14 protein-coding genes are annotated in these 15,677 nt (G+C 76.3%); 4 read left to right on the top strand and 10 right to left on the bottom strand.

Features of this window, described 5'->3' with window-relative positions; all coding sequences use genetic code 11:
• Positions 1 to 35: 35 nt before the first annotated feature.
• The 7 genes from ABD158_RS02735 to ABD158_RS02705 are packed head-to-tail and all read right to left on the bottom strand — an operon-like array spanning position 36 to position 9,131.
• Positions 36 to 1,217, bottom strand: coding sequence for an acyl-CoA dehydrogenase family protein (locus ABD158_RS02735; protein ID WP_344003356.1), 1,182 nt, complete (start codon positions 1,215 to 1,217; stop codon positions 36 to 38).
• Positions 1,214 to 3,187: an acetyl/propionyl/methylcrotonyl-CoA carboxylase subunit alpha gene (locus tag ABD158_RS02730; RefSeq protein ID WP_344003353.1), complete on the bottom strand. Its 1,974-nt coding sequence runs from the start codon at positions 3,185 to 3,187 to the stop codon at positions 1,214 to 1,216. The genes ABD158_RS02735 and ABD158_RS02730 overlap by 4 nt, the downstream gene beginning before the upstream one ends.
• Positions 3,184 to 4,752 carry an acyl-CoA carboxylase subunit beta gene (locus ABD158_RS02725; protein WP_344003350.1) on the bottom strand — a complete coding sequence of 523 codons (1,569 nt, stop codon included), beginning with the start codon at positions 4,750 to 4,752 and terminating at the stop codon, positions 3,184 to 3,186. Before ABD158_RS02725 ends, ABD158_RS02730 begins: the two co-directional genes overlap by 4 nt.
• Positions 4,749 to 5,930 (bottom strand): acyl-CoA dehydrogenase family protein, encoded by a 1,182-nt coding sequence (locus ABD158_RS02720; RefSeq protein WP_344003347.1) that lies wholly within the window; start codon positions 5,928 to 5,930, stop codon positions 4,749 to 4,751. The genes ABD158_RS02725 and ABD158_RS02720 overlap by 4 nt, the downstream gene beginning before the upstream one ends.
• Entirely contained in the window at positions 5,927 to 7,693 is a 1,767-nt protein-coding gene (locus ABD158_RS02715; RefSeq protein ID WP_344003344.1) for an acyclic terpene utilization AtuA family protein, read from the bottom strand. The genes ABD158_RS02720 and ABD158_RS02715 overlap by 4 nt, the downstream gene beginning before the upstream one ends.
• A complete protein-coding gene (locus tag ABD158_RS02710; protein WP_344003341.1) occupies positions 7,690 to 8,526 on the bottom strand; it encodes a TIGR03084 family metal-binding protein in 837 nt (278 codons plus the stop codon). Before ABD158_RS02710 ends, ABD158_RS02715 begins: the two co-directional genes overlap by 4 nt.
• Positions 8,523 to 9,131 carry a TetR/AcrR family transcriptional regulator gene (locus ABD158_RS02705; RefSeq protein WP_344003338.1) on the bottom strand — a complete coding sequence of 203 codons (609 nt, stop codon included), beginning with the start codon at positions 9,129 to 9,131 and terminating at the stop codon, positions 8,523 to 8,525. Before ABD158_RS02705 ends, ABD158_RS02710 begins: the two co-directional genes overlap by 4 nt.
• A 161-nt stretch (positions 9,132 to 9,292) precedes the next feature.
• On the opposite strand from ABD158_RS02705, the gene ABD158_RS02700 reads away from it, so the two are divergent.
• Genes ABD158_RS02700 through ABD158_RS02690 form a run of 3 tightly spaced genes read left to right on the top strand, consistent with a single transcriptional unit; the run spans position 9,293 to position 11,738 of the window.
• The gene (locus ABD158_RS02700; protein WP_344003336.1) at positions 9,293 to 10,138 is read left to right on the top strand and encodes a DUF4282 domain-containing protein; all 846 of its coding nucleotides are present in this window, start codon (positions 9,293 to 9,295) and stop codon (positions 10,136 to 10,138) included.
• 48 nt (positions 10,139 to 10,186) lie between these two features.
• Positions 10,187 to 10,933, top strand: a complete 747-nt coding sequence (locus ABD158_RS02695) for an RDD family protein (RefSeq protein WP_344003333.1) — start codon at positions 10,187 to 10,189, stop codon at positions 10,931 to 10,933.
• 46 nt (positions 10,934 to 10,979) lie between these two features.
• Complete coding sequence (locus tag ABD158_RS02690; protein ID WP_344003330.1) at positions 10,980 to 11,738, top strand: SDR family oxidoreductase; 759 nt, start codon at positions 10,980 to 10,982, stop codon at positions 11,736 to 11,738.
• Positions 11,739 to 11,871: 133 nt separating this feature from the next.
• On the opposite strand, the gene ABD158_RS02685 is transcribed toward ABD158_RS02690, so the two are convergent.
• Positions 11,872 to 12,543 (bottom strand): histidine phosphatase family protein, encoded by a 672-nt coding sequence (locus ABD158_RS02685; protein ID WP_344003328.1) that lies wholly within the window; start codon positions 12,541 to 12,543, stop codon positions 11,872 to 11,874.
• Between the two features lie 117 nt (positions 12,544 to 12,660).
• Between ABD158_RS02685 and ABD158_RS02680 the strand changes: the two genes are divergently transcribed.
• Entirely contained in the window at positions 12,661 to 13,209 is a 549-nt protein-coding gene (locus ABD158_RS02680; RefSeq protein ID WP_344003326.1) for a hypothetical protein, read from the top strand.
• 76 nt (positions 13,210 to 13,285) lie between these two features.
• Here the strand turns inward: ABD158_RS02680 and ABD158_RS02675 are convergent, their stop codons facing one another.
• A complete protein-coding gene (locus ABD158_RS02675; protein WP_344003324.1) occupies positions 13,286 to 14,773 on the bottom strand; it encodes a hypothetical protein in 1,488 nt (495 codons plus the stop codon).
• A gap of 136 nt (positions 14,774 to 14,909) precedes the next feature.
• The gene (locus ABD158_RS02670; protein ID WP_344003321.1) at positions 14,910 to 15,629 is read right to left on the bottom strand and encodes an ABC transporter ATP-binding protein; all 720 of its coding nucleotides are present in this window, start codon (positions 15,627 to 15,629) and stop codon (positions 14,910 to 14,912) included.
• Between the last annotated feature and the right edge of the window lie 48 nt (positions 15,630 to 15,677).

Genomic DNA, 15,677 nt, shown 5'->3' with positions numbered 1-15,677 from the left:
GGACCACCCGGCCGGGGCCGGGCGGGCAGCGGACCTCAGTACGACTTGGGCAGGCCCAGGGAGTGCATGGCCACGTAGTTGAGGACCATCTCGCGGCTCACGGGCGCGATCCGGGAGGCCCGGGACGCCACGAGCAGCCCTGCGATGCCGTGCTCGGAGGAGATGCCGGCGCCGCCGTGGGTCTGCACGGCGCGGTCGACGGCGTGGCAGGCGGCCTCGGCGGCGGCGTACTTGGCGATGTTCGCCGCCTCGCCGGCGCGCTCGTCGAGACCGGCGTCGCAGAGCGCCGCCGCCTTCTGGTTCATCAGCCGGGCCATCTCGATCTCCATGTGCGACTCCGCGAGCGGGTGCGCGATGGCCTGGTGGGCGCCGATGGGCTGGCCGAAGACGGCGCGGTCCTTCGCGTACGCCACGGCGCGGCCCAGCGCGTGCCGGGCCAGGCCGAGGGCGAACGCCGCGGCCATGATCCGCTCGGGGTTGAGCCCGGCGAACAGCTGCAGCAGGCCGCCGTCCTCCGAGCCGACCACGGCGTCGGCGCCGAGGCGGACGTCGTCGAGGAAGACCTGGAACTGCTTCTCCGGGCTGACGATCTCCATCCCGATCGGCTGCGCGGTGAAGCCCGGCGCGTCGGTCGGCACGACGAACAGCACCGGCTTGAGCCGTCCCGTGGCGGAGTCCTTCATCCGGGCGACGACGAGCACGTTCGTCGCCTCGTCGACGCCGGAGATCCAGATCTTCTGGCCCCTCAGCACGTAGTCGTCGCCGTCGCGGGTCGCGGAGGTGGTGATCGCGTGGGTGTTGGTGCCGGCGTCGGGCTCGGTGATCGCGAAGGCCATCGTGCCGGTGCCGTCGCAGATCCCGGGCAGCCAGCGCTGCTTCTGCGCACTCGTGCCGAACCGGCCGATCACGGTGCCGCAGATCGCGGGCGACACGACCATCAGCAGCAGCGGGCAGCCGGCCGCGGCGAGCTCCTCGCAGACCGCGGCGATGTCGCCGATCCCGCCGCCGCCCCCGCCGTACTGCTCCTCGACGTTGATGCCGAGGTAGCCGGCCTTCGCGATCTCCATCCACAGCTCGGTGGACTTCTCCCCCGCCCGGGCGCGGTCGGTGAACCACTCGCGTCCGTACGACGCGGCGAGCCTGGCGACCTGCCGTCGCAGCTCGGTGCGCTCCTCGGTCTCGTCGTACGTCTGCGCGATCTCGGTCAGCTGCGTCATCGGTCCGGCCCTTCGTCGGTCTCCACGACCACGAGCACCTCGCCCGCGGCCACCTGCACCCCCTGCTGCACCGCCACCGACGCGACGACCCCGTCGGCCGGCGCGCTCACGGTGTGCTGCATCTTCATCGCCTCGAGCACGAGCAGCGGCTGGCCCGCCGTCACGGTGTCCCCGACCGCCACGTCGAGGCGGACGACGGTCCCCGGCATCGACGCCGTCAGGCTCCCCGACGCCACCGCGTCGGCCGGGTCGGTGAACCGCGGCACCTCGCGCAGGTGCACCGAGCCGAGCGGGCCGTCCACGAAGACGTCGCGGTGACCCGGCAGCGCCGCGGGGTCGAGGACGACCTGCGCCCACGACGCGACCCCCTCCCAGGTGAGGTCGACGCGCCACCCGTCGTCGGCCCGGCGCACGCCGGCGACCGTGAGGTCCGCCGACGGGTGCTCGATGCCGCCCCCGCGGGCGGGCACCCAGGCGACCTCGTGGGGGTGCTCCTGACCGACGACCTCCCAGCGGGTGACCTGCGGGGCCGCGCGGACGTTGCGCCACCCCGGCGGCACCCGGTGCTGCACCCCGTGCCGGTCGCGCCGCCGTTCCACGGCCTCGGCCACCACGGCGTGGGTGGCCGCGAACGAGGCCGCGACCCGGTCCGCCCGCGACGGACCGGAGAGCTCCGGGTGCTCACCGAGGAAGGCGGTCGTCGGCGCCCCGGCCAGGAACGCCTCGGACGTCAGCACGGCGACCAGCTGGTCGCGGTTGGTCGCCACGCCGTGGATCCGCGCCCGCCGCAGCACGCCCGCGAGCGACCGGGCGGCCGCCGTCCGGGTCGGGCCGTGGGCGACGACCTTCGCGAGCATCCCGTCGTAGTACGGCGTGACGTCGTCGCCGGCGGCGTACGTCGCGTCCACCCGTACGCCGGCCTCGCGCGGCACCTCGAACGTCACCAGCCGCCCGGTGGTCGGCCGGTGGTCGTGGTGGGGCTCCTCGGCGTACAGGCGCACCTCGATCGCGTGCCCGGACGGCGCCGGGACCTCGACCGGGCCGGTGCCGCCCTCGGCGGCGACCAGCTGGAGCTCGACGAGGTCGAGACCGGTGACCGCCTCCGTGACGGGGTGCTCGACCTGCAGGCGGGTGTTCATCTCGAGGAACCAGAACCGCTCGGCGTCCGCGTCGTACAGCAGCTCGACGGTGCCGACGCCGCGGTAGCCGAGGGGCTCGGTCAGCGCGAGCGCCGCCGCGTGCATGGCCGCGCGGACGGCGTCGGGCAGGTCGGGGGCCGGGGCCTCCTCGACGACCTTCTGGTGACGGCGCTGCACCGAGCAGTCCCGGTCGCCCAGCACCTGCACGGCACCGTGGCCGTCGGCCCAGACCTGGACCTCGACGTGGCGCCCGCGCTCGACGTACGGCTCGACGAAGACCTCGCCCGAGCCGAACGCCGCCGCGGCCTCCGCCGCGGCGCCGTCCAGCGCCTCGGGCAGGTCGGCGAGGTCCCGCACCACGCGCATCCCGCGACCGCCGCCGCCCGCGCTGGCCTTGACCAGCAGCGGCAGGTCGGCCTCGGTGGGGTCGGTGACCGAGAGCACCGGGACGCCGACGGAGGTCGCGTGCCGCTTGGCGGCGACCTTCGAGCCCATCAGGTCGATCGTCGCGGGCGGCGGGCCGACCCACGTCAGCCCGGCCGCCTCGACGGCGCGGGCGAAGCCGGCGTCCTCGGCGAGGAACCCGTAGCCGGGGTGGACGGCGTCGGCGCCCTGGTGCTCGCCCCAGGTGAGCAGCGCGTCGACGTCGAGGTAGGTCTCGGCGGGCGTCGCGCCCGGGAGCCGGACCACGAAGTCGGCCTCGGCGACGTAGCCCAGGTCGGCGTCGGCCCCGGAGCAGACCGCGACGGTCTGCACGCCGAGGCGGCGGGCGGTGCGGAAGACCCGCGAGGCGATCTCGCCGCGGTTGGCGACCAGCAGTCGGGTGATCACGGGCGGAACACCCCGTACGCCGTCGCGCCGGTCCAGGCGGTGTTCTCGGCCACCGACAGGCAGATCCCCAGCACCGTGCGGGTGTCGCGGGGGTCGATCACCCCGTCGTCGTACAGCAGCCCACTCAGGACGAACGGCAGGCTCTGCTCCTCGACCATCTGCTCCACCATCGCGCGCATGCCGGCGTCGCCCTCCTCGTCGTACGGGGCCCCCTTGGCCTCCGCGGCGGCCCGCGACACGATCGACAGCACCCCGGCGAGCTGCTTGGGGCCCATCACCGCGGACTTCGCGTTGGGCCACGCGAAGAGGAAGCGGGGGTCGTAGGCGCGGCCGTTCATGGCGTAGTTGCCCGCGCCGTACGACGCGCCCATCAGGACCGTGAAGTGCGGGACGGTGGAGTTCGAGATCGCGTTGATCATCATCGCGCCGTGCTTGACGATGCCGCCCTGCTCGTAGTCGGTGCCGACCATGAAGCCGGTCGTGTGGTGCCAGAACAGCAGCGGGGTGCCGGAGGCGTTGGCGAGCTGCACGAACTGGGTCGCCTTCTGCGCCTCCTCGCTGAACAGCACGCCCTGGGCGTTGGCGAGGACGCCGACCGGTCGCCCGTGCAGCCGGGCCCAGCCGCACACGAGCGAGGTGCCGTAGAGCGGCTTGAACTCGTCGAAGGCGACCGGGTTGTCGACGCTGACGCCGTCGCAGACCCGCGCCACCACCTCACGCGGGTCGAACGGCTCGGTCAGGTCGGTCGGGGCGAGCTCGAGCAGCTCCTCGGGGTCCGCGTCGGGCTCCGCCCAGTCGTAGGTCGGCGGCGCGACCGGCTTGTGGCGCTCCCAGCGCGCGACGACCCGACGGGCGATCCGGATCGCGTCGTGCTCGTCCGCGGCGAGGTGGTCGGCGAGCCCGGAGACGCGGGCGTGCATCTCGGCGCCGCCGAGCGACTCCTCCTCGGCCTCCTCGCCGGTGGCCATCCTCACCAGCGGCGGCCCGCCGAGGAAGACCTGCGCGGCGCCGCGGACCATCACCGTGTGGTCGCTCATCCCGGGCACGTAGGCGCCACCGGCGGTGGCGTTGCCGAACACCACGGCGAGGGTCGGCTCGCGCCGGGCGCTGGCGCGGGTGAGGTCGCGGAAGATCCGCCCGCCGGGGCTGAAGATCTCCTTCTGCGTGGGCAGGTCGGCGCCGGCGGACTCGACCAGGGAGATCGTCGGCAGCCCGTTGCGCTCGGCGACCTCGTGGGCGCGGAGCAACTTCTTGAGGGTGAACGGGTTGGTCGCGCCGCCCTTGACCGTCGGGTCGTTGGCGACGACGAGGCACTCGGTGCCCTCGACGACGCCGATGCCGGTCACGACGCTCGCGCCGACGGTGTAGTCGCTGCCCCACCCGGCCAGCGGGGACAGCTCGAGGAACGCCGAGCCCTCGTCGACGAGCAGCTCGATGCGCTCACGGGCGGTGAGCCTGCCGCGGGCGCGGTGGCGGCCGACGTACTTCTCCCCGCCGCCGGCGACCGCCTTCGCGTGCTCGGCCGCGAGGGCGTCGAGCTGGTCGTGGATCGTGGTCTCGCTCATCGCGCTCCTCCGTAGCCAAGCAGTCCGGCGGCCAGGTCGGCCAGGACCTCGGTCGACCCGCCGCCGATCCCGAGCAGCCGGGCGTCGCGGTAGTGGCGCTCGACCTCGCCGCGCACGTAGCCGGCACCGCCGTGGAGCTGCACCGCCGCGTCCGTCACGTACGCCGCGCACTCGACGGCCGTCTGCTTGGCCAGGCAGGCGTCGGCGACGACCCGCGGCTGGTCCGCGGGCCCGGCGGCGCGGTGCTCGGCGACGACGTGGTGGACGTAGGTGCGGGCGACCTCGACCCGCCGGTGCATCTCGACGAGCCGGTGGCGCACGACCTGGCGGCCGGTCAGGGGCCGGCCGAAGGTCTCCCGGTCGCGGCACCAGGCCGCGGCCAGGGCGAGCGCGCGGGCCGCGATGCCGTAGCCGTGCACGGCGAGGACGATCCGCTCGGTCACGAACTGCTCGCCGATCTGGGCGAACCCGCCGCCCTCCTCGCCGATCAGGTGCCCGACGGGCACGCGGACGCCGTCGAGGGCGACCTCGCCCGTGTCGGAGCAGTGCCAGCCCATCTTGGGCAGCGGCCCGGTGACGGTGACGCCGGGGCGGTCGGTCTCGACCACGAGCAGCGACACCCCGCCGGCGCCGGGGCCGCCGGTGCGGACGGCCACGGTCAGGAAGTCCGCCCGCACCGCGCTGGTGATGTAGGTCTTGGCGCCGTCCACGACGTACTCGTCGCCCCCCGGGCCCGGGACGCGCCGCGCGCGCGTGCGCAGGTGGGCCACGTCGGAGCCGCCGTCGGGCTCGGTGATCGCCAGCGAGCCGATCGCCTCCCCGGCGAGCGTGGGCCGCACGAAGCGGTCCACGAGGTCGGCCGAGCCGTGCGCCGCGAGGTGCGGCAGCGCGATGCCCCCGGTGAACAGCGCCGCCAGCAGCCCGCTGGAGGCACCCTCGGCGAGCATGCCCTCGGTCACGGCGACCACGTCGGCGAGGTCGCCGCCCTGGCCGCCGACCGCCTCCGGGAAGGAGATGCCGAGCAGCCCCTGCCGCGCCGCCGCGACGTGGAGCCCGCGCGGCACCAGGCCGGCGGCCTCCCAGTCGTCGAGGTGCGGGACGACCTCGCGGCGGGTGAACTCGGCCGCGGTGGCCCTCAGGTCAGCGTCCAGCGGGCTCGGGTCCAGCAGGCTCGTCACGGGGTCTCCTCCAGCAGGTCGACGGGGACGGCCACGCGGCGCCCGCGGGCCCACTCCCCCAGGCCCTTGGCCTGGGGGTCGAAGCGCGACGACGCCGCGACGCCCTCCCCGAGCAGGCCGGGCAGGAGCACGTTGACGCCGCCGAGGCGCGGCAGCGGGTGGACCTCGACCGGCAGCCCCCGCGCCTCGGGGAGCAGGGCCGCGACCCACTCCGGCGTCACGGTCGCGAGCAGCCACCCCACGCGCGCGTCGTACGACGGGCCGCCGCGGCGCACCCACAGCCCGAGGTTGGCGTCGCCCCCCTTGTCGCCGGACCGTGCGTGCACGAACGTCCCGAGCGGCACCTGCGCGGTCGGTCCCGTCACCGGGTCTCGTGGCCCACCCCCGGAGGTCGAGGCGCGAGGGCCCCCCGGGCCCGAGCCACGAGACCCCGCGAGCCGACCACCGGCGTCGGGGACGACCTCGCGGCGCCCGTCGGCGTGGACCACGACGACCTCGACCTCGTCGCGGTCGACCCAGGCCGCGCGGTGGACGCCGTAGGGCGTGGCGGGGGCGGGCGGGGCGAGGGGCGCGAACCCGGGGTAGGAGCCGAGGGCGAGCTCGACCACGGCCGCGGTGAACTCCCGGTCGACGGGCGCCTTCTCGGGGTCGCGGACGGTGCAGCGCAGCAGCAGCGACGCCCCCTGCTCGGTGTCGGCGTCGGGGTCGGGCAGCGCGGAGCGCGACCAGGTGACCGAGGCGGCCCGCAGGCGGGGCTCGAGCTGCGTGCGGACCCACGCCTCCTTCTCGGCGAGGTCGAGTCCGGTGAGCACGAGGTCCACGTGGTTGCGCATGCCGCCCAGCGCGTTGACGGACACCTTGAGCCGCGCGGGCGGGGCCTCGCCGACGACCTCGGAGACGCGCACCCGGCCCGGCCCGTCGTCGTCCAGCCGCACCGTGTCGAGGCGGACGACGACGTCCGGGGTGACGTAGCGGGCCGACTGCACCTCGTAGAGCAGCTGCGCGGTGACGGTGTCCCGGGTGACGAGCCCACCGGCGCCGGCCTGCGTCGTAACCACGGCGGAGCCGTCGGCGGCGACCTCGGCCAGCGGGAAGCCCAGCGGCGTCGCGTCGCGGGGCAGGTCGAGGAAGCCCGAGAAGTTGCCGCCGGTGGCGTGGGTCCCGCACTCCAGGACGTGGCCGGCGACGGTCGCGCCGGCCAGGGCGTCGAGGTGGGCCGGGTCGTCGTAGGACCAGCCGTGGTGCCAGGCCGCGGGCCCGACCACGAGCGAGGCGTCGGTGCAGCGACCGGTGACCACGACGTCGGCGCCCGCCACGAGCGCCGCGGTGATGCCGGCGGCGCCGAGGTAGGCGTTGGCGGTGAGCAGGTCGGGGTGCGCGTCCACGTCCCGGGTCCGCACGAGGTCCCGCACGTCGTCACCCTCGACGTGCGCGACGTCGACGTCGAGGCCGAGACCGGCGGCCACCTCGCGCAGGCGCACGGCGAGGCCGGCCGGGTGCAGCCCGCCCGCGTTGGCGACGAGCCGGGCGCCGCGCTCGAGCAGCAGGCCGAGGCAGTCCTCGGCCTGGCGCACGAACGTGCGGGCATAGCCCAGCGCGGGGTCGCGCAGCTGGTCGCGACCGAGGATCAGCATGGTCAGCTCGGCGAGGTAGTCCCCGGTCACGACCGCCGGCACCGGGTCCCCGGTCAGCAGCTCGCGCATCGCGCCCAGGCGGTCGCCGTAGAAGCCGGAGCAGTTGCCGACGAGCAGCGGCGCGCTCACGCCCGCGCCCCGCTGCCGGCGCCGGGCGGGCCCGCGAAGCACTGGGCGACGTCGAGCCAGGCCTCGGCGACGTCCCCGGTCGCGACCAGCGCGAGGGCGGAGCGCGGGCGCCGCTGGGTGACCCGCAGGCAGAAGTCGTAGGCCGGGCCGGTCACGCGCTGCTCCGCGTCCTCCGGTCCCCAGGTCCAGCGCGCGCCCGACGGGGCGACGAGCTCGACGCGGACCTCCGCCTCGGGCACCGGGCGGCCGTGCGCGGCGAAGGCGAAGCCGCGGGTCCGGACGCCGAGGTGGGCCACGTGCCGGATCCGGTCGGTCGGCTCGGGCGCCGCGCCGAGGGCCTCGCGCACGTCGTGGGCGTGGGTCCAGGTCTCCATGAAGCGCGCGGTCGCCATGGAGGTGGCCGACATGGGCGGTCCGAACCAGGGCATCCGCGTGCCGCCCGGCAGCGCGCGCAGCGCCGCGGCGAGGTCGGCACGCGCCGTCTCCCAGCGGGCGAGCACCTCGGTGGCGGGCCGGTCGCCGGCGGCGAGCGCGGCGGCGTCGACGAAGCCGTCCGGGTCGCCGAGCGCGTCCGTCACGACGGCGTCCCACGCCGCGGCGTCGCCGGCGGCCGCGCGGGCCGCCAGGGCGGCGACGTCGTCGGTCCAGGTCAGGTGGCCCACCTGGGTCGCGACGTCCCAGCCCGGCGCCGGCGTCGGTCGTCGCCAGCCGCCGGCGTCGTCGGCCAGGGGCACCAGCCGGGCCGCCAGCGCCGCGGACTCCGCCTCCAGGTCGCCCAGCACCTGCTCCAGCACGGACGCCGCGCCGGGCCCGGTCGTGGTCGGCTCCGTCATCGCGGGCTCCCCGGCAGCTGGTCGTCGAGGACGCGGGCCCACCGGTCCAGCACCCGGTCACGGCGTCGGCGGTCGTCGCTGAGGGTGGCGGCCAGGCCGAGCCCGCGCACGAGGTCGAGGGTGGCCTGCACCAGCTCGCGCTGGGCCTCGTCGGTGTCGTCGGCGCCGAGCAGCTCGACGGTCGTGCGGTGGGTCTGGCGGCCCAGCCACTGCTCCAGGGGAGCGACGGCGGCCATCAGGGTGCGGTCGGTGCGGGCGGCGACCCACAGCTCCAGCGCCGCGGTGAACGCCGGGCCGGTCACGTGGTCGGCCAGCATCGCCAGCACCGCGCGGGTGCGGCCCTCGCCCGCGGGCAGGTCGGCGGCCGCGACGGCCAGCTCCGCCGTGCGGCGCTCGGCCACGTGCTCCACCGCGGCCAGCACCAGCGCCTCCTTGGAGGGGAAGTGGTGCAGCTGGGCGCCCCGGCTCACCCCCGCCCGCTGCGACACGAGGGTCGTCGAGGTGCCCGCCCAGCCGCGCTCGAGCAGGCACTCGACCGCGGCCTCGAGCAGCCGCAGGCGCATCACGCGGGTGCGCTCGCTCTGCGGGACCCGCGTCGTCGTCACGCCCGCCACCCTCGCCCGTGACGACACAAACAGTCAAGACTGACTTTTACCGGTCGGGTCGTTCACGTTTGCCGGTCCGGACCACCGGGGAGGAGCCCCGCGCATGCGGCACACTCGGGCCGCACGGACCCGCCCACGACACCCGACCACGCGAGGTGCCCATGTCCCAGTACGGCTCCCCGCCGCCCTCCGACCCCTCCGACCCCTCCGGGGGCGACCCGGCGGCCGACCGGGCGGCCGACGACGGCCGCACCCGGATCCCCGGCGAGCGCACGCCCGACCCGTCGCCCACGCAGCAGTGGGAGATGCCCCCTCGTCCCCGGGAGCCCCGGGAGCCGTCCGCGGACGCCGCGGGCACCCCGGACCGCCCGGGCGCCACCCCGGCCCCGGGCGGCTGGGACGAGGCCCCGGGCTCCTGGCAGCAGCCGGCGGAGCGTCCCTCGTGGTCGCAGCCCTCGCCGTACGGCGACGAGAGCCGCACCCGCGCCACCGAGGCCGCCGAGCCCCGCGCGCAGCAGGCTCCCCCGGCCGCCGCCCCGGCCGCGTCGTACGGCCCGCAGCCCGGCCCGTACGGCCAGCCCTCCCCGCAGGGCGGCTGGGACCAGCAGCAGCCGGGGCCGCAGGCGGGCTGGGACGAGCAGCACGGGCAGCCGGCGGGCCCCCAGACGGGCTGGTCGTCGTCGGGGCCGGCGGCCTCGCTCCCGGGTGCGGGCGAGGCAAAGGGCTTCGTCGGCGCACTCCTGGACTTCTCGTTCTCGACGTTCGTGACGCCGATGATCGTGCGGTTCGTCTACCTGCTCGCCGTGGTGGCCCTCGGTCTCGGCTTCCTGTTCTCCCTCGTCGTGGCCGTCGTCTCGGGCTCGGTGCTGCTGATCCTGGCGACGCTGGTCCTCGGCCCGGTGCTGGTCCTGATCTACCTGTGCTTCATCCGACTCACCCTCGAGCTGTACCTCGCCATCACCCGCATGAGCGAGGACGTCCACCGTCGGCTCCCCGACCCGTCCTGACCACCCCGAGCACCCGCACACCGCTCCCCTCCCGAGAGGACCCCACGCATGTCCCAGTACGGCAACACCCCCGAGGACCCCGACCCCTACGGCGGCCAGGGCGGCCAGCAGCCCGGCGGCTACGGCCAGCAGGGCTACGGCCAGCAGCAGCCCGGTGGCTACGGCGACCAGCAGGGCTACGGCCAGCAGGGCTACGGCGACCAGCAGGGCTACGGCCAGCAGGGCTACGGCGACCAGCAGGGCTACGGCCAGCAGGGCTACGGCCAGCAGCAGGGCTACGGGTACGGGCAGCAGGGCGGCTACGGCCAGCAGCAGGGCTACGGCCAGCCCGGCTACGGCTACGGCGCGCCCGCCGCGTACGCCCACTGGGGCAAGCGCGTCGGCGCCTTCCTGATCGACGGCCTCTGCGTCCTCGGCGCCTACATCCCCTTCTACCTCGTCGGCGGCCTGATCATCGGGGGCTCCGACGGGACCGGGGGCGCGGCGGCGCTCGGGAGCATCGTCGTGCTGCTCGGCGCGCTCGCCGGCCTCGGCGTCTTCATCTGGAACACCTGCCTCAAGGGCGGTGGCACCGGCTGGTCGATCGGCAAGGGCGTCATGGGCATCCGCCTCCTCAGCGAGCAGACCGGTCAGCCGATCGGCGGCGGCATGGCCTTCGTCCGCTACCTGGCCCACATCCTCGACGGCCTGCCCTGCTACGTCGGCTACCTCTGGCCGCTGTGGGACGCGAAGCGCCAGACCTTCGCCGACAAGATCCTGTCGACGATCGTCGTGGAGCAGCCCAAGCAGTCCTGACCGGACGCGTCACCGGCCCGGGACGTCGCGCTGACATCCTGGGCCGGTGACGACCACCCTGATCACCGGCGCCAGCTCCGGACTCGGCGCCGAGATGGCCCGCCAGCTCGCCGCCCGCGGCGAGGACCTCGCGCTGTGCGCCCGCCGGCTCGACCGGCTCGAGGCCCTGCGCGACGAGATCACCGCCCGTCACCCGGGCCGCCGCGTCGCCCTCCGGGCGCTCGACGTCACCGACGCCGACGCCGTGCCGCGGGTCTTCGACGAGCTGCGCACCGAGCTCGGCGGTCTCGACCGCGTCGTCGTCAACGCCGGTCTCGGCAAGGGCGCCCCGCTCGGCACCGGCCGGGCCGACGCCAACCGCGAGACCGCGGTGACCAACTTCGTCGCCGGGCTCGCCCAGGTCGAGGCGGCGATGACGGGCTTCCGCGCCCAGGCCTCGGGCCACCTGGTCGTGGTGTCCTCGATCGCGGCGCTGCGGGGCCTGCCCGGGTCGACCACGGCGTACGCCGCGTCCAAGGCCGGGATCGCGCACCTGGCCGAGGGGCTGCGGCTCGAGCTGCTCGACACCCGGGACCGGATCGACGTGACCGTGCTCTTCCCCGGTTACATCGCCTCGGAGATGAACGACCGCGCCGACGGCCGGGGGGCCGGACCGATGATGGCGTCGACCGCCCGCGGGGTCGCCTCGATGGTCCGGGCGATCGAGGCCCGGAAGGCGTCGGCGTACGTCCCCGGGCTGCCGTGGGCGCCGCTGGCGGTCGTCCTGCGGCACGCGCCGCTGCGGCTGCTGCGCCGCCTGGTCTGAGTGCCCGCCCGGGCCGGGACGGTGGTCCCCCATGCACCACCGTCCCCGTCATCGGAGGCTCTCATCCGACGCACAGGTCTGGCTAGCAGCTCGCGCCCGGCGTGACCCCCGTGTGACCCGACGGGTCCCGTGCTCAGCGGAAGGTGCGCTCGACCCGCTCGAGGTGGGAGTGGTCGTTGAACGAGACCAGCGACAGGCCGCGCGGCGCGAGGGCCACCTTGGTCACCGAGGTGTTGACCACGACGGAGTTCATCCGGCTCCAGGCCGACGCCCACGGCCGCGCGTCCTGCTCGGGCCCCCACCCGGCCCACAGCGCGGCGCTGACCCAGGCGATCGGCCCCCCGCAGGTGACGACGACGGCGGTGGCGTCGGGCGCGAGACGGGAGACCAGGCCCAGCTTGGCGCGAGCCACCCGCCGGGCGAAGTCGCCGAAGGTCTCGGCGTACTCGTGGTCGTGGGCCCCGGAGGCCCAGCGCAGCCACGCCTGCTCGGTCCACTCCTGGAACTCCGCCCGGGTCGGCTCGGCGTCGCCGAAGACCGGCTCGTGGCGGGCGAGGACGGAGGCGTGGTCGAGGTCGTTCCAGCCCTCGTCCTCGAGGACGTCGACCGGCTGGTCGTCCGTCATCGCGGCGACCGTCTGGCGGTGCCGGTCGAGGGTGCCGGTGGCGACGATGGCGGGGTCGACGCGGCTCGCCGACATCGACGCGCCCAGGCGTCGACCCTGCTGCCACCCCAGCGGCGAGAGGTCCCCCGACGGAGCGTCGAGGGAAGCCTGGGCGTGCTTCACGAAGTAGAGGACGCCCATGGCCGTATCCTCCCGCCGTCGCGGGACTCCCGGGGGTCGAACGGGCTTTTTGCACTACGGTGCACACGCGTCCTCGTCGGGCGCAGCCGGGCCGCCGCACCCCCAGGAGGACACCCCGTGGGCACCACCCGTCGCAGGACCCGTGCCGCCGTTGCGCTGGCCGTCGTACCGGTGCTCTGGCTGGGGGCGTGCGGGCTCGACGAGCAGGCCCAGCAGGTGGCGGACGGCATGACCACGGCCCTGTCGCAGGGCGACGACGACGAGGCCGCCCGCGACCTCGCGCAGTGCACCGCGGAGCGGTGGGTGGGCGAGACCGGCGTCGACCGGCTGCGCGAGGACGGGCTGGTGACGGGCGAGCAGGACGTGGTCGCCGACAACGTGCGCGCCACCTCCGAGGGGCGACGCCCGGTCTCGCAGGAGACCGCCCGCGACTACGCCCTGGCCCGGGTGTCGTGCCTCGACCTCGACGCGCAGGCGCTGGCCACCCGCGACGAGTTCCCCGGGGCCACCGCCCGGCAGCGCGACGACTACGCCGACTGCCTCAAGGAGATCGACACCGACCTCATGGAGGACGCGCTCACCCAGCGCACCCTCGGCAACGCCGACGCGCCGGCGGTCGGGCGTCTCGAGCGCCAGGTCCAGCGCTGCCGCGAGACCCTGCGCTGAGGTCACGGCACCGACCCCGACCCGGACCCCTCCCCCAGCGGCCCGGGCGGGTCCGCGCACCGGCGAGGGCGGGTCCTCAGGCGGCGACGGTCGTGACCACGCGGGCGCGCCGGTGCGGGTCGCACCACGCGTCGCGCGCCCGTCCCAGCCGCACGGCCGACCACAGCACGAACGGCGCCGCGAGCAGCAGCGGCAGCCGCCAGTCCGGCACCTGGGTCAGCGCCGCGAACAGCACCCCCGTCAGCGTCGTGGTCAGCGCGAGCTTGGCCGAGTAGACGACCATCACCGGTGGCGGCGCCGGGGTGGCGCGGGCGCTGCGCAGGTCCACCGCGTACGGCGCGCGGGCCGACCACGTCATCGACGCGGTCACCGCCTGGGCGACCACGACCACCCAGGCGCTCCCCACGGCCGCCGCCTCGGCGGCGGTCGGGACGCCGGCGCGGAGCGTGGCGAGCAGCAGGGTCACGCCCGACGCCGCGAGCAGCGCCTCGGCCAGCACCGTCGCGCGGGCGCCGAAGACCCACCCGGGCGCGACCGGCAGCGACTCGCGCCACAGGGCGCCGCGGCCGTCGAGGCACCAGGCGTTGACCCCGAACAGCAGCGCCCCGCCCGACGCCACGAGACCGGGCAGGATCACGGCGCTGCTCCACGGCATCGCCCCGAGCACGGCCACCAGCCCGGGCACGACGGCGAGGACCGCCAGTCCCCTCCGCATCGGGACCGCCCGCCAGACCGACGCCCGGTCGACGCGCAGCAGCGCCCCGAGGTCGGTGCGCGGGTCCCGTCGTACGGCGCGGCGACCGGTCTCGGCCTCGGCCTCCTCCCGCGGCGCGCGACGGGCGGCGAGGGCCGCGGCGCCGGCGCCGGCGACCACGGAGCCGACGCCGAGCGCCACGAGCACCGCGAGCGTCGCCGCCCAGCGCCACGAGAAGCCCGCCTCGCCACCGACCCCGGCGAGCACGAGCTGGTCGGTCGGCAGCCGGTCCAGGACGTCGGTCAGGCGTCCGGCGAGGTGCAGGCCGCCCAGCACCGCGCACGCCGCGCCGAGCAGCCCGCGCACCGCCCACACCCCGTGCCGACGTCGGCGCAGCGCCTCCAGCAGCCACGCGGCGACCTGGGCGAGCGCGGTCGCGCTCAGCAGCCACGCCACCACGACGGCCTGCGCGGCGACCAGGTACTCCGGCCCCACGGCGTAGGCCGTCGCGCCGAGCAGCAGCCAGGCCTGCAGGATCCAGGCGATGTTGAGCGGCGCCATCACGAGGGCGCCGAGGTGGTCGGTGGTGGTGCTCACGGGGTACGGCGTGGCCGCCTCGCGCGGGAGCAGCTCGCGGCCGCCGCCCGAGGCCACCGCGGAGACCAGCGCGAGGGCCAGGAACGCGGCGTGCGCGGTCGGCAGCACCACGAGCACCTCGAGGGCGCGCTGGTCGTCGCGGCCGCCGAGCTGCCCCGCGAGGGCCGGGGCCACGGCGACGGCGAGCGTGCCGAGCAGCAGCACCGGGAGCAGGCGGCGACCCCGCCCCGAGGTCGCGCCGCCGCGCAGCCGCAGCAGGTGGCCGAGGTCCACGACATGGCGACCCCCGGGGAGCCGGTCGAGCCGGTCACCCAGCCGGTCACCCAGCCGGTCACCCAGCCGGTCACCCAGCCGCCGTCCCCGGCCGGGCCCGTGCCGCGGCCGGGCCGGGCGCGGGCCGGGCCGCGGCTCAGTCGAGGAGGCTGCGGTAGGCACGGGCGCCCTCCTCGCCGGTCATGGCGGCCGCGTCGAGCACCGCGACCCGGGAGCCGCCGCGCAGCACCACGGCCTCGCCGCAGGCCTGCACCGCCAGCTCGCGCAGGTGGGTCGACAGCAGCACCGTGGCCCCGCGCGAGCGGGCGTCGGCGACGACGTCCATGGTCGCCTCGACGCCGACCGGGTCGACGCCGTCGAACGGCTCGTCGAGCAGGAGCACGTCGGGGGCGTGGAACGCCGCGAGCAGCACCGAGAGCCGGCGGCTCATGCCGTGGGAGAAGCCGGAGGTCACCCGGTGGGCGACGTCGCCGAGCTCGAAGCGCTCCAGCAGGTCGCGGGCGCCGGGCTCCCAGTCCCGCAGCCGCCGCAGCCGGGCCGCGAGCTGGAGGTGCTCCCACGGCGTGGCGCGCGGGACCAGCCCGCCCACGTCGGGGCAGTAGCCGACCGCCCGCTTGACCCCGAGCGGGTCGCGGACCGCGTCGCGCCCGGCCACCCGCACCTCGCCCGCGGTCGGCGGCACCACGCCCGCCAGGACCCGCATGGTCGTGGACTTGCCGGCGCCGTTGCGCCCCAGCAGGGCCGTCGCGGCGCCCGCCCGCGCGACGAGGTCGACGCCGTCGACCGCGACCACGGGGCCGAACCGGACGTGGAGGCCGCGGACCTCGACCGCCGCGGGCGGCTGCTCGTCGTGCACCCGAGCAGTCTGCCCGCGCCGGGGCCCCGCCGTACGCCGAACGCCGGC

The sequence above is a fragment of the Nocardioides lentus genome, from assembly GCF_039529515.1.
Classification (GTDB): domain Bacteria; phylum Actinomycetota; class Actinomycetes; order Propionibacteriales; family Nocardioidaceae; genus Nocardioides; species Nocardioides lentus.
Note: the sequence above shows the minus strand (reverse complement) of the source record. Positions and strands in the feature narration are given on the sequence as shown.

What these genes read in the sequence shown, in the direction of transcription:
- ABD158_RS02735 (WP_344003356.1), bottom strand. Translation starts at nt 1,217, where the DNA reads ATGACGCAGCTGACCGAGATCGCGCAGACGTACGACGAGACCGAGGAG.
- ABD158_RS02725 (WP_344003350.1), bottom strand. Translation starts at nt 4,752, where the DNA reads ATGAGCGAGACCACGATCCACGACCAGCTCGACGCCCTCGCGGCCGAG.
- ABD158_RS02710 (WP_344003341.1), bottom strand. Translation starts at nt 8,526, where the DNA reads ATGACGGAGCCGACCACGACCGGGCCCGGCGCGGCGTCCGTGCTGGAG.
- ABD158_RS02700 (WP_344003336.1), top strand. Translation starts at nt 9,293, where the DNA reads ATGTCCCAGTACGGCTCCCCGCCGCCCTCCGACCCCTCCGACCCCTCC.
- ABD158_RS02695 (WP_344003333.1), top strand. Translation starts at nt 10,187, where the DNA reads ATGTCCCAGTACGGCAACACCCCCGAGGACCCCGACCCCTACGGCGGC.
- ABD158_RS02685 (WP_344003328.1), bottom strand. Translation starts at nt 12,543, where the DNA reads ATGGGCGTCCTCTACTTCGTGAAGCACGCCCAGGCTTCCCTCGACGCT.